At 44.6% G+C, this 14,293-nt stretch carries 12 protein-coding genes; 6 read left to right on the top strand and 6 right to left on the bottom strand.

Translation table 11 applies throughout. The features are described 5' to 3' along the window. Positions 1–5: 5 nt before the first annotated feature. On the top strand, positions 6–548 hold the full coding sequence (locus F0364_RS19200) for a Uma2 family endonuclease (protein WP_153799423.1): 543 nt from the start codon (positions 6–8) through the stop codon (positions 546–548). Between the two features lie 9 nt (positions 549–557). Here F0364_RS19200 and F0364_RS19195 read toward each other — a convergent pair whose 3' ends face one another. Next, positions 558–1,058: a GNAT family N-acetyltransferase gene (locus F0364_RS19195; RefSeq protein WP_153799422.1), complete on the bottom strand. Its 501-nt coding sequence runs from the start codon at positions 1,056–1,058 to the stop codon at positions 558–560. Positions 1,059–1,189: 131 nt separating this feature from the next. Here F0364_RS19195 and F0364_RS19190 point away from each other — a divergent pair, with 131 nt between their 5' ends. Next, a complete protein-coding gene (locus F0364_RS19190; protein WP_153799421.1) occupies positions 1,190–2,218 on the top strand; it encodes a hypothetical protein in 1,029 nt (342 codons plus the stop codon). 42 nt (positions 2,219–2,260) lie between these two features. On the opposite strand, the gene F0364_RS19185 is transcribed toward F0364_RS19190, so the two are convergent. Continuing rightward, a complete protein-coding gene (locus F0364_RS19185; protein WP_153799420.1) occupies positions 2,261–2,686 on the bottom strand; it encodes a VOC family protein in 426 nt (141 codons plus the stop codon). 459 nt (positions 2,687–3,145) lie between these two features. On the opposite strand from F0364_RS19185, the gene F0364_RS19180 reads away from it, so the two are divergent. The 3 genes from F0364_RS19180 (at position 3,146) to F0364_RS19170 (ending at position 6,174) form a co-directional block, all read left to right on the top strand. Beyond that, positions 3,146–4,126, top strand: coding sequence for a PhoH family protein (locus F0364_RS19180; RefSeq protein ID WP_153799419.1), 981 nt, complete (start codon positions 3,146–3,148; stop codon positions 4,124–4,126). 73 nt (positions 4,127–4,199) lie between these two features. After that, a complete protein-coding gene (locus F0364_RS19175) occupies positions 4,200–4,577 on the top strand; it encodes a hypothetical protein (RefSeq protein WP_153799418.1) in 378 nt (125 codons plus the stop codon). Positions 4,578–5,262: 685 nt separating this feature from the next. Beyond that, positions 5,263–6,174 carry an alpha/beta hydrolase gene (locus F0364_RS19170; protein WP_153799417.1) on the top strand — a complete coding sequence of 304 codons (912 nt, stop codon included), beginning with the start codon at positions 5,263–5,265 and terminating at the stop codon, positions 6,172–6,174. A gap of 174 nt (positions 6,175–6,348) precedes the next feature. Here the strand turns inward: F0364_RS19170 and fusA are convergent, their stop codons facing one another. Both fusA and F0364_RS19160 read right to left on the bottom strand, forming a co-directional pair. Next, positions 6,349–8,496 (bottom strand): elongation factor G, encoded by a 2,148-nt coding sequence (gene fusA, locus F0364_RS19165; protein WP_153799416.1) that lies wholly within the window; start codon positions 8,494–8,496, stop codon positions 6,349–6,351. Positions 8,497–8,667: 171 nt separating this feature from the next. After that, complete coding sequence (locus F0364_RS19160; RefSeq protein WP_153799415.1) at positions 8,668–9,033, bottom strand: sialidase family protein; 366 nt, start codon at positions 9,031–9,033, stop codon at positions 8,668–8,670. A gap of 171 nt (positions 9,034–9,204) precedes the next feature. Between F0364_RS19160 and F0364_RS19155 the strand changes: the two genes are divergently transcribed. Beyond that, on the top strand, positions 9,205–9,783 hold the full coding sequence (locus F0364_RS19155) for a hypothetical protein (protein ID WP_153799414.1): 579 nt from the start codon (positions 9,205–9,207) through the stop codon (positions 9,781–9,783). Positions 9,784–10,426: 643 nt separating this feature from the next. Here the strand turns inward: F0364_RS19155 and F0364_RS19150 are convergent. Next, positions 10,427–12,277 carry a glycoside hydrolase family 13 protein gene (locus tag F0364_RS19150; protein ID WP_153799413.1) on the bottom strand — a complete coding sequence of 617 codons (1,851 nt, stop codon included), beginning with the start codon at positions 12,275–12,277 and terminating at the stop codon, positions 10,427–10,429. A gap of 399 nt (positions 12,278–12,676) precedes the next feature. Continuing rightward, positions 12,677–14,071, bottom strand: coding sequence for an MFS transporter (locus F0364_RS19145; RefSeq protein ID WP_153799412.1), 1,395 nt, complete (start codon positions 14,069–14,071; stop codon positions 12,677–12,679). Positions 14,072–14,293 lie beyond the last annotated feature (222 nt).

Below are 14,293 nucleotides of genomic sequence, written 5' to 3'. Positions count from 1 at the left end.
AGTGTATGAGCAATGCATTCAAAATAATACCACACTATACATACAATGAATGGAAATTGTGGGAAGGTAAATGGGAGTTGATTGATGGACTTCCGTTTGCCATGAGCCCTGCCCCTTTGCCCCGGCACCAGAGAATTGCAGCGGAATTAAGGACTGAATTGACTGTTGCTTTACGAAAAACCGGCTGCAAACATTGCCATGCTTATGACCCAATTGACTATAAAATATCAGAAGACACGATTTTACAACCGGACATACTGATTGTTTGCGGAAACATAAAAAAACCATACCTGGATTTTCCTCCTGCACTTGTTGTAGAAATATTGTCGCCGTCAACTGCTTTAAAAGACAGGAACACCAAGTTTTATATTTATGAGCAGGAGAAAGTAAAACATTATCTTATTGTTGACACTGATAAAGAAAAAATAGAAGTTTATGACTTGTCAGGAAGCTTTTACAAACTCAGAAAAGAAGACAATGAACCCTACAGTTTTGAATTAGATAATGACTGTAGCATTACCGTAGACCTTTCACAAATATGGCAATAGCGGAAGGCTTCATTTAATCAATTCATGATAAGTCCACAGGTTCTCATTATCCCCATGCCCTCCGGCCAACTGAAAACCGCATTTCACCAGCACTTTTTCCGAAGCAAGATTTGCCTTAACCGTAATTGCGTACAATGTTTCTCCGGTATGCGCGGAAAAGAACCATTCAATACCAGCTTTTAGAAGCAAACTGGCTATGCCTTTTCCCCAATATTGTGGCAAAAGAGCATAGCCGATATGGAATTTAGCCGGGTCTTCTTCTAAGGGAAGCAGGGAAAATGTGCCAATAACAAAGCCACTGTTTTTTTCTTCTACCGCCCACCTTCCAGTACCAGGAAATTCCTCATACCTGCGTATATTCTCTGCGAGAAAAGCATTACACTCTGCCCTTGTTTTAGGCGGCCTTATATAACGCATTACATCCGCATCGCCGTTGATAAGAAAGAAAACCCCGCTGTCTGCCAAAGTGTATTGCCTTATGCTGTAATCACTGGTTTCAAAAACTATCATGCTTACTGTTTACACTTTTCAAAAATAAACAGCTAAGGATTTATGGCAAAACGGCTGATACAACATAAGAAAACAAGCCTATTGTTTTTTGCCGTTGTTTTTACTATCTTTTACAAGCAATACCCCACTGGATGAAAGCTATACTTTACTGCATATGCCTTCTTCTGCTGCTGAACAATGCATCAGCAAGGGCGCATTTTGCTAAAGACAGCCTGCGGGTATTTAAGGACGAAACACCACTGCAGATAACCATCTCCACCAACCTTAAAAAAATGCTGTTTGAAAAAGCAAAAGGTATTGTGCAGCCGGCAACTATCAGTATTTCTTTTCCTGACAGTTCGGTGATCACAGAAAAAATTTCCCTGAATGCAAGGGGCGTTTTCCGGAGAAAGAATTGTTACCTCCCTTCCCTTAAGCTGCATTTTAAAAGTTCAGACAGCTCAAGGCTTAAAAAACTGAAAGACCTTAAACTTGTTTGCCCATGCGGCAATGGCAAAGAAGATGAACAGTTGCTGTTAAAAGAATACCTGGTGTATAAAATGTATAACCTGCTAACAGATAAGAGTTTTAAAGTTAGGCTTGCCAGGATAACTTTTACAGACAGCGAAAAGGCAAGGAAAGACATTACAAAATACACTTTCTTTATTGAGGATATTGATGCGCTGGCAGACCGCAACAAATGCAAAGAGGTAAATAACCTGAAACTGCATACGGAAAACACCAACCGGCAACACACTACTTTGGTTACCATTTTCCAGTACATGATTGGCAATACAGACTGGGCAGTACCGGTAAACCACAACGTAAAATTCATTACCAACAAAAAGCCCCCGGTTGAAAAACCTTACATCATCCCCTACGACTTTGATTTTGCCGGTATTGTAAATGCCTACTACGCCACCCCCTCTAAAGACCTGGGCACAACATCTGTTCAGGAAAGGGCTTACCGGGGCTTTGGCAGAACCATGGAAGAACTGCTGCCGGTTATCACCTTATTAAATGAACAGAAAAACAACATTTACGGGCTTATACAAAACTTTGCATTATTAGCGGATATCCAGAAACGCAGCATGACGAAATACCTGGATGAGTTTTACAACCTTGTATCCAGCCCGGCTAATATAAGGTACGAGTTTATTGATAATGCGAGAACGGAGTGACATTGCCGTAAAAAATCTTTGGTATGCAGTAACCCCCCATACTCAGGCTGATTGCAGCTTCTCAATATCCAGCTTTCTCATCTGCATCAATACAGGCATTACGCGTTGCGCTTTCTGAGGGTCTGACATAAGCTGGCCAATGATGGAGGGCACCACCTGCCAGGAAACACCATACCGGTCTTTCAGCCAGCCACACATGCTTTCTTCACCACCGTCAGCAGTAAGTTTTTCCCAATAAAAGTCTATCTCTTTTTGTGTATCGCAGGTAATTACAAACGATACCGCTTCATTGAACTTAAATTTTGGCCCGCCGTTAAGCCCCATGAATTTTTTGCCGTTCACCTCAAATATTACCACCATGCCCTGGTCGGTAACGATTTTTGAGTTCTCGAATACGCCGCAATAAAATTCGGCCGCTTCTTTGGCGTTGCCATCAAACCATAAACAAGGGAAGATCTGTTCTGTCATGTTACAATTGTTGAATGAGTGAATAATTGTTTTTACTGTTGCATGCAAGTTAGGTAGCACCAATGCATTTTGCAAGGGGAGATAATGCCGGTTAGGCGGGCCAAAAGCGACATTTAAATGCTGCACCTTTATCATTGAGGCCAAATTTTAAGCCTGCCTGCAAAATAAGCCGGCTGTTACACCGCCGGGTGAGGGATTGAAGCGGTTACCCCGGTGAGGGTCATCGCAGCCAGGCTTATGTGCCGGAGTAATAGCGGAAAGCCCGACCCCTTGCGATAGCTTGGGGGCACCCCATAATCTTCACACCAGTTTTAGTTTTTATTGGCGAACTTTAGTAGCCTTTTCTATCCACAGCATGTGTATATCATTATCACCATAAGTGACAATCAATAAATTAAATTTGGATAGAACGGTTAGTTACCCGAGCAAGTACACATTACTCACCTAAAAAGAAACGACTTGACAGAAACAATTATTAACCTGGACACCGTGAATCCCATTGAGTTCTTTGGTGTAAACAACAAGAAGCTTGACCTGCTTAAGAAAAAATTTCCCCTGCTGAAAATATTATCCCGTGGTACGCAAATAAAACTAAGCGGCGCCCCTGAACAGATAGATTCGGCAAGAGAAAAAATTGATTTGATTATCCAGTACATGGAGCGCAATGGCGACATGAGCGATAACTATTTTGAGCAGATTCTGGGTGGCGACGATGCTGAAACCATTGACCATTTTGTTGACCGCAACCCGAATGACATTCTGGTGTTTGGCCCCAATGGCAAAACGGTGCGTGCCAGAACAGCCAACCAGAAACGTATGGTGCAGGCAGCAGACCGTAATGACATTCTCTTTGCCATTGGCCCTGCCGGTACGGGTAAAACTTACACCGCTGTTGCGCTGGCTGTAAGGGCGCTTAAAAACAAACTGGTAAAGAAAATTATTCTTACCCGCCCGGCTGTGGAAGCTGGTGAAAGCCTTGGCTTTTTACCCGGCGATTTAAAGGAAAAAATTGATCCTTACCTGCGGCCTTTATATGATGCGCTGGACGATATGATACCCGCCGATAAACTGGGCTATTATATGAGTACCCGCACCATTGAAATTGCGCCACTGGCTTACATGCGTGGCCGTACGCTGGACAATGCCTTCATTATACTGGATGAGGCACAGAACACCAACGACCTGCAGATTAAGATGTTCCTTACGCGTATTGGCGCCAATGCAAAGGCCATCATTACCGGCGACCCCACACAGGTTGACCTTCCTAAAAACCAACGCAGCGGCCTTGAAAAAGCCACACGTATTTTGCGGAACATTGATGGCATTGCGCATGTGGAACTGGATGAAGAAGATGTGGTGCGCCACCGCCTGGTAAAAGCCATCATCAAGGCTTACGACAGGGAAAAGGAAAAAGAAGAAGAGCACAGGCACCACCATTAAAAACTTATTTTCACAAGCAACAAAGGGTGGCAATGGCCACCCTTTGTTGTTAAGCACTATTAAAAAACAGCGTTTGAAATTCCGCCTTACATACCTGGCAGCGGCAATCATAGCATGCGCTTCATGCAGCAATGGCAAACCACCGGAGAGTGTGGCGCAAACCTTTCTTACCCTTATGCAGCAAAGGCAGTATGCGCAGGCAAAAAAGCTGGCTACCGGCACCAGCAGCAATATGCTTGAAGCGCTGGCTTCTTCACCGCAAAATATTTTTCCCATTAAAGAAAACGACACGTACAAAATCAGTTCTTTCAACACACGCAACGATTCCTGCATCGTAAGGATTCAAATTACCGGCAAGGCATATCCTATGAAACTGTTACTGCTTAAACAAAGCGGGAGTTGGAAAGTAGCGTACGATATAGAAACACTCTTCCGCATGAGTGAGCAATAGCGGAGATTTTATGGGCCCGGCAGAAGAACAAGCAGGAGGCTTTACTTGCGTCGCACTCTTGTACGTTCTGTAATTCTATGCAGCTTTTCAGCCCGGGTAAACAGAAATCCGAAATCACCTACATTTTCTTGCCTGGCTTACATTGTTAATTTACACTTACCTATCAAGTTCTCAGAAAGCGTATCCCTTACATTTTCTCACATGACTTACATGGTTAATTTACACTTACTCATCAAACTTTGCGGAAAGCGTATCCCTTACATTTTCTCACATGACTTACATGGTTAATTTACACTTACCCATCAAACTTTTCAGAAAGCGCATGCCTTACATTTTCTCACATGACTTACATGGTTAATTTTCCTTCGCTCATACAAACCTGCTTGTCTGGCGGAGAACTTCCCAAACATTTCTGCGCTTTGTACTTTCTGTAATTCCATGCACTTCTTAATCCTGGTAAACAGAAATCCCAAAGGGCCCATACTTTTTTGCCTTGCTTACATTGTTAATTTGCACTTATCTATCAAGTTTTCAGAAAGCGAATCCCTTACATTTTCTCACATGACTTACATGGTTAATTTTCTTCGCTCATACAAACCTGCTTTCTGGCAGAGAACTTCCCAAACATTATTGCGCCTGAATGTAGCTTTTTTATAAATTTCAGGTTCATATAATCAATTCCAACATGAAAAAGTTGCTGGCCTTATCACTTGTATTTTTCTGCATGCATAACCAACTCAAGGCGCAAACCGTTGTACCCCTGTACAACACGGTGCCAAACAGTAAGCCCTCCGCCAACGAGGAAAAAACAGATGTTGGCAACGATGGCATTTCCCGGATAAGTAAGGTATCAGTACCTGCAATGGTTGTATACAAAGCTGCCAACCCGGCCGCCACCAAAACAGCCGTTATTATTTGCCCGGGTGGCGGGTATGGCATTTTAGCCTGGAACCATGAAGGAGAAAACTTTGCCAAACGCTTTAATGAGTGGGGCATTACAGCCTTTGTTTTAAAATACCGCTTACCCAGCGATGTAACGATGCTGCACAAAGAAATCGGCCCCCTGCAGGATGCACAAAGGGCCATACAAATGGTACGGGAAAATGCCGCCGAATGGGGAGTTGACCCCAACAAAATCGGCATCATGGGTTTTTCCGCAGGCGGGCACCTGGCCTCAACAGCTTCCACCCATTTTAGCAAAGCCTTGATTGAGAACCCCAAGAACACTTCTGTACGTCCCGATTTTTCGTTGCTCATTTACCCTGTTATCAGTTTTACGGACAGCACCACCCACATGGGAAGCCGCAATAACCTGCTGGGCCCCTCCCCCTCTGCTGACAAGATAAAGGAGTACTCCAATGAATTACAGGTAACCGCACAAACACCACCCGCATTCCTTGTTCATGCCAGCGATGATAAAGCGGTGATACCGCAGAACAGCATTTATTATTATGAAGCCTTGCTGAAATACAATACCCCCGCCGAACTGCATATTTACCAGGCGGGCGGCCACGGCTTCGGCATTAAAAACAAAACCACCAGCGACGACTGGACAGAAAGAATGAAAAACTGGCTGGTAATGAATGGGTGGTTGTAATCTTATCCTTTCTAACATCCGGGCTGAAAAGCCGCCCAAATAACCAACCGATGAACGGATTGCGACGCAACGATGCTGCCATAAAAAACCAACCGCCGGTATCTAAAAACAAAAACCCCGCACAAAGTGCGGGGCTATAATCATTCTATCATTCAAATCACTGTAATCAGTGGTCTAGTCTTCCACTTTCACTTTACCCTTGCTCTTGGCAATCACTTCTTCAGCAATGTTGTTAGGAGCAGGTGTGTAGTGAGAGAACTCCATAGTAGAAGTTGCACGGCCGCTTGACAGCGAACGCAACTGGGTTACGTAACCAAACATTTCGCTCAGCGGAACTTTGGCTTTAATAACCTGTGCGTTACCACGGCTGTCCATACCTTCCAGCATACCACGGCGGCGGTTAAGGTCACCTGTTACGTCACCCATGTACTGGTCTGGCGTAATAACTTCCACTTTCATGATCGGCTCCAGCAAAGTTGGTTTTGCTTTACGGCCAGCTTCGCGGAAGGCGGATTTAGCGCAAAGCTCAAAGCTCATGGAGTCAGAATCCACATCGTGGTAGCTACCGTCAAATACACGCACTTTCATGTTGTTAACGGGGTAACCAGCCAATACACCAGTAGTCATTGATGTTTCAAAACCTTTGATGATAGCCGGAACAAATTCTTTGGGGATAGAGCCACCAAATAAATCATTCACAAACTGGAAGCTCTTGCCTTCATTTTCTTTCATCCACTCTTCATCAGCAGGGCCAAAATCAAACTGTATGTCGGCAAACTTACCACGGCCACCAGACTGTTTCTTCAGTATTTCGCGGTGGGTGATGGTTTTGCCAAATGACTCTTTGTAAGCCACCTGCGGAGCACCCTGGTTAACTTCCACCTTAAACTCGCGTTTCATACGGTCAATGATGATTTCCAGGTGCAGCTCACCCATACCGCGAAGGATGGTCTGGCCGGTATCTTCATCTGTATTTACACGCAATGTGGGGTCTTCTTCCACCAGTTTAGCGATGGCCATACCCATTTTATCTACGTCAGCCTGTGTTTTAGGCTCAACAGCTATAGCGATAACAGGTTCAGGGATGAACATGTTTTCCAGTACAATCGGATGATCTTCATCACACAATGTGTCCCCGGTTTTGATTTCTTTAAAACCAACCGCTGCAGCAATATCACCGGCTTCAATCGCGTCAATCGGGTTTTGCTTGTTGGCAAACATCTTCATGATACGGCTGATACGCTCGTTTTTACCGCTACGCATGTTTCTTACATAGCTGCCAGCTTCCAAACGGCCGCTGTAACACCTGAAGAATGCGAGACGGCCCACAAACGGGTCAGTCATAATTTTGAAAGCCAGCGCCGCAAAAGGTTCTTTAGCGTTTGCTTTACGGGTAATTTCATTGCCGCTTTCGTCTGTACCAACGGTATCAGGCAGGTCAAGCGGAGAAGGCAGGTAACGGCAAACCGCGTCAAGCGCAGTTTGAACGCCCTTGTTTTTAAAGGACGAACCGCACATCATCGGAACGATGCTCAGGTCAATACAAGCTTTACGGATGGCTTCGTGAACTTCATCTTCGGTAATCGTATTAGGATCATCAAAGAATTTTTCCATCAGCTTGTCGTCGTATTCAGCAACAGCCTCAATTAATTGCGCCCTCCAGTAGTCCACTTCTTCCTGCATATCTGCCGGAATAGGCACTTCTGTGTAAGTCATACCTTCTGTAGCGTCATCCCACTGAATGCCTTTCATCTGCACCAGGTCAACTACGCCTTTAAAATTATCTTCAGCGCCAATGGGTAACTGCAAAGGCACAGCTTTAGCGCCCAGCATTTCTTTTACCTGTTTAACCACGTTTAAGAAATCTGCACCTGCACGGTCCATTTTGTTTACAAAACCAATACGGGGAACACCGTAACGGTTTGCCTGGCGCCATACAGTTTCAGACTGCGGTTCAACACCGTCTACGGCAGAGAACAGGGCAATCAAACCATCCAGTACACGCATAGAACGCTCTACTTCTACAGTAAAGTCAACGTGGCCCGGGGTATCAATAATGTTGAAATAGTATTTTTTTGTATCAGCGGATGGCTTGCCTTGCAGCGTAGGGAAATTCCACTGGCAGCTTACGGCAGCGGAGGTAATAGTGATACCTCTTTCTTTTTCCTGCTCCATCCAGTCTGTTGTTGCTGCACCTTCGTGAACCTCACCAATCCTGTGAATCATACCGGTGTAGCGCAGAATACGCTCGGTAGTAGTGGTTTTGCCGGCATCAATGTGTGCGGCAATACCAAAATTGCGTTGTAATTTCAAGTCCGCCATAAAAATGAGTTGTTTGTTGTTTTAGCGAAAAAACGGTACTACCCGAATTTCGGAGCGCAAAGGTAAAGATTTAATTGATTAGGAGCGGGTTTGGGGAGATTAAATTGTGATTATGTGTACCCCGGGCATTCTGAAATGGTATTTTTTATGGGCCCGGCAGCAGGAAATCTATTAAACTGCCGTTGCGTCGCACTCTTGTACGGTTGGATTCGCTACGCGGCTTTTCCCGCAGGATGGCGGCGCCGGGTTGTCGGCGTGTAGGCTGCCATTATCAACCACCAGTTGCAAAGAACCCCAGGTTTTACCGTTATAGTTACTGGCTTTCCTTAAAATATCCGCGTTGCCAAAATCGCCGGCATTGTTTACACGGCCTTCACAAAATGCAGGCAGCCTGCCCTGCGGCAATGCAACCATGGCAGGTTTCCTAAAACTGGCATAGCCTTCTGTGCCGGAAGCAAACAGCACAGTTTTGCCTGGGCGGGCAAACAAGGCACCCTGTATAAAAAGGCAAAGCGGGTTTAGCAAGCATTTCTTCATATAAGCAATTATTGGGTCGCTAAAGATCGGGGCAAGCAGTTAAAATGATTACTTTTATTACAGATTTTAAAGGTAGATCATTGTTATACAAACTGAATCAAACTTTGTACCCCTTCCAATCTAAGCCCTCAAAACAGTGTTTGCAAAATGCGATTAATCCACATAGTTATATTGACCATTTTTATTGGAACTTCCTTAAAAGCACAACCGGTTGCTAAAGAAAACGTAAGGCCGTATGAATATGACACGGTTCTAAAAGGAGGCTACAGTATTTTGCTTAAGGTTGATGATAGTCTGCAATATCTGTACCTTAAAAAAGGCAACAGAACAATAGCTGAATTATCATCTACATCAAAAGGTATGCTTTACAAGAGCCTGGGATATGTGGGCGCAGATTTTACCAACTACTTTGTGTTAGTTCACTCTTTTGGCAGCGGCAACGCACATCAAATTGAATTAATCAACAAAAAAACAGGGGCTAATCTTTTAAAGGATGGCGCGGCGTGGATTGACGCGGATGAGAAAAAAGAATTTCTCTTGTATAGCGAAAATGAAACTCCCAACAGAAAAGACAAAATGATACTGTACAACGTTGGGTCAGGGAAAAAGTATTATTTGCGTTTTCCCAATGACATCTTTGAAGGGCCCCAAGTTCTGTATCGCATTGAAAGCACCAAACTGAGTAATAAGCAACTTGTGATTATGTATAGAACGAAAAAGGGATTGAAAACGAAGGCCTATAATTTGTGAGTTTATGCAAAAAAATTTAAACAGGAATTTGAAAGGCCAAAATTTCATTGGCAGCTCAATCTTAAAAAACACTAAGGAGATAGTCATTAAAAGAACACTAACTCCCAAAATTGTGTTTTATGTAGGACCTCTTTTAATTACTGCATTTGCCATTAAGCTGATTTCAGAGACAAGATATATAACCGGCGTATTGTTTATTCTTTTTGCAATCCTATTCCCACTATTGAGGAAGCTGGAACCCTCTAACATCCAATTACTGATCAAAATCAGCGAGCAAAATTTATGGACAAGAAACAAAGGAAATACACCGTGGCCATCTATCACCTGCATAAAATTTCGACACACGCACAACCATGTGTTCATGGATATTTACAGAGGTAATAATGTGATACCTGACGAAGAGTTGAATTTACATAATGCAAATATTTCTATATGGAGATTAAAACGGATACTGCGACGACATGTTAAGGTAGAAAATCACTAACCGTGCTAAAAAATAAGCAAAGCTTTACAGCACCGGTCTTACAATTATTCCACACTATCCGGGTCTGAAAAGCCGCTCAATGAACTGAACGATGAACGGATTGCGACGCAACTTGGATGCCATAAAAAACTGTCGTTGGTAGCCAAAAAATCCACATGGCTACTTTAACTCCAATACCCACATTTGTTTAGCCGGTATGCTGAAGGATGCACCATGATCCTGGCCGGTAACTACATCCAGCGATTTGCTGAAACCAGCAGTGCGCTCTGCATAATTGCCCAACGTAACTTCCTGCGCCTTATCGCTGGTGTTCATTACGCACATAACGGTTTGCTTATCATCGTAACGGAAGTAAACGTAGAGACCCTCTACAGGCAGGTATTGCATAAACCTGCCGGTTTTTATGGCAGAGGAGTTCTTGCGGAAATTGCCCAACTTTTTGGTGAGGTTGAGTACGGAAGCTTCATTTTCAGTAAGGCCCTCACCGGTGAACACATTTTTCTGGTCGCCGGGCCAGCCACCGGGAAAATCCAGCCGTACCCAGCCATCGGGGTTGGCAAAACCTTTCATCATAATTTCTGTTCCGTAATACAACTGCGGAATGCCGCGGCAGGTAAACAACCAGGCCAGGCCCATTTTCTGTTTGGCCACATCCTCCCCTACCTGGCTGAAAAAGCGGCTCATATCGTGGTTATCGAGAAAGATAACGTTGCGCATAGGGTTGGTGTAGAGAAAATCGTTGCTGAGCGTTGTGTAGAGCTTGCTTACGCCTTCCGTCCAGCCGAACTGTTGCGTTAATGCCGGCACAATGCCGTACAGGTTGCACTGGAAATCTACCGGCGCCTGCAGGTTGCTTTTAAAGGGCACATTCATGGTGTTCTGCGCAAAGAAGGCCTGGTTAACCGTGCCATGTACCCAGGCCTCGCCAAACATGGTCATGTCAGGGTACTCGTCTGTCAACGCATCGTTGCAGCGGTTCATAAAAGCAAGGTCGTTGTAGATGTAGGTATCAATGCGCCAGCCATCCACACCAAACTCCTCAATACACCAGATGGCATGCTGAATAAGGAAAGTTGCCACAAAAGGGTTGCTTTGGTTTAGGTCGGGCATTTGTGTAGTAAACCAGCCGTCTGCTGTTCTTTTTATATCGCTTTTGGCAGCATAGGGGTCCATAAGCGGTTGGTCTTTATAGCTGGTTTGCGTAAAGCTGGGCCATTGGTGGTACCAGTCTTTCATAGGCTGGTCTAAAAAGGTAAAATGAAAGCTGCCCACATGGTTGTACACGGCATCCTGTATCAGCTTCATGCCGCGCTGGTGCAGGGCATCGCTTAGCTTTTTGTAGGCCGCATCGCCGCCAAAGCGGGGCTCTATTTTATAATGGTCGGTAAAAGCATAGCCATGTTCAGTGCGGTTGGGCATATCGTTTTCCAGCACGGGGGTCATCCAGAGGGTGGTAACACCCAGGCTTTGCAGGTAATCCAGGTGGTTGATGATACCCTGCAGATCGCCGCCGTGACGGTGAAAGATAGAATCCCTGTCCAGCGACTGATCCCGCATGCCGGGCAGTTTGTCATTAGAAGGGTCGCCATTGCTAAACCTATCGGGCATAAGAAAGTAAATAAAATCAGACGAGGTTATACCTTGGGCAAAAGCAGTACCATTGCCCTGCCTGCGGGCTTTAAGCTGGAACGTAAACACCGTTTGCTGCTTTTTTGTCTTGGCATCTGTGGCAGTAAAACCAAGGCTGCCGGGTTGTGCCGTTTCATCTATTACCAGGTTAATAAAAAGATAGTTGGGGTTCTCCACTTTGGTAACCGCTTCCATACGTACGCCGGGGTAGGCTGCCATGCTAATATCCAGCTTGCCAACATCTTTCTGGTGCAGCATCAGTTGCAGGCTTTTGTTTTTCATGCCTGTCCACCAATGGGTGGGGTAAACGTTTATGGCTGTTTGCGCCTGGGAAATAATGACAAAAAAAAGCAGTAGTAGGCAGTAAATTATTTTTTTCATATAGCTGCAATAAGAATGGAATGATTTAATAAGAGCAATTCTTTAATGTTAAAGACTTAGTGAACTATTGTTAACTTAATTTTTTGCACCGGCAGGAGCTTTCCTTGACACTTTTATACTTTTTTATCACCTGTTAAAGCCTCAGACATGGCTCAAGACGCATGGCTTCGTCCTTGCAATCCCGAAGTTTCGGGACTGTACCGGCTTCTTTGCTCCGATGGCGCTTCGCTATCGGGCAATTCCACATGCGGTTGAACCGAACCCGGTAAGGCGCCTTTTGCACGGACTGGTGGAAAACGTACGAAGCAGTAAATTGGTAAAAGCTTTGCCTCTATTGCCTGTTTGATTTTTAGATAATTTTCCATTTACCTAAGGCGCATTTTTATGTTTGCAAAACTGTTATACTGAACGCTGTTCTTCTATTTCAAGGCCTGCAATATCCTGGTCACTTACTACATGCTCGCCCTTGCTTTCGCTCACAAAAAAGTAACAGATGATACCGGCGAGTATCATCAGGCCACCACCAATCTGTACGGCCAGCATGCGGTCGTTATTAAGCAAATGCTGCATAATCCACCCGAAGAACAGAGAGGCAATAATTTCAGGCAGCACAATAAAGAAATTGAAGATGCCCATATAAACACCAATCTTATGCTCGGGCAAAGCTCCCGCTAACATAGCGTAAGGCATAGAAAGAATACTCGTCCAGGCAATACCCACACCCGTCATGCAGAGGAACAACTCATTTTTTGATGTAACAAAACCAACAGATATAAGCCCAATAGCGCCACATAATAGACAAACGGAGTGGGTTAATTTACGGCCAAGCTTCCTGGCAATAAAAGGAATAAACAATGCAACTAAAAACGCGACTACATTATAATAGGCAAGCGTTAACCCGGCAAATTCAACACCTTCGGTGTAAACGGGGCTGGTCTGGTCTTCTGCATTAAATACATTTCTCGCCACCGCAGTACTATAATAAAACCACATTAAAAATAACCCCGGCCATGTAAAGAATTGTACCAGCGCCAATTGCTTCATTTTCTTTGGCATATTGAAAATGGCGCGGTTAATTTCTCTAATGCCGGCCACCAACCCTTTACCTTCTTCTTTTTCTTTGGTCTCGGCATCTGTTGGCGGGTATTCCTTGGTTGTTAATATGGTGTACATAACAGCCGCGAAGAAGATGCTAGCCCCAATATAAAACGCATATTTTACAGAGTCTGGAATCTGTCCGCTTTCCGCTGTTCTGCTCACATGAAAGATATTGGATAATATAAATGGCAATGCAGACGCAATACTGCCACCAAGCGCTATCATAAAACTCTGCATAGCAAAGCCACTGGTACGCTGGTGTTCCGGTAACATATCTGCCACGAATGCCCTGAAAGGCTCCATCGCAATATTGCCGGAGGTATCCAGAATCCACAACAAACCCGCGGCCATCCACAGGGCACTACTGTTGGGCATAAAGAATAAACAAATGGTGCTTAACACAGCACCCACGAAAAAGTAGGGCCTTCTCCTGCCCCACCACGGATGCCAGGTACGGTCGCTCATATAACCGATGATTGGCTGTACAATCAACCCTGTTAGCGGAGCCGCCAGAAAAAGCATTGGTATTTCATCCGGTGAGGCTTTTAGGTACTCATAAATTGGTCCCATATTAGCCCGTTGCAAATCCCATCCAAACTGAATGCCCAGGAAACCAAAACTCATATTGAGCAACTGTACAAACTTTAGGGCAGGTTTTTTAACGGCAGACGAGGAGGTTAAAGCAACAGAGGCCATAAGCAATCGTTTAAGTATGGTAAGTTACGCTGGTTGAGGATGCAAAATAATTGTTTTGTTTTGAATGTGTACAAAATACACGAAATTTTATTCACCGTTGTCCTCCGGGCTGGCTTGGGAAGAGAGTCCGCAACAGTTAACCGCATTTTTTGACTTTGGATACCAGCCACATAACTCCGTGGCGGCTTCGTTGCGTCGCAAGCACTTCATCGTCCGCTTTTT

Source organism: Foetidibacter luteolus (assembly GCF_009650435.1).
GTDB lineage: Bacteria > Bacteroidota > Bacteroidia > Chitinophagales > Chitinophagaceae > Foetidibacter > Foetidibacter luteolus.
Note: the sequence above shows the minus strand (reverse complement) of the source record. Positions and strands in the feature narration are given on the sequence as shown.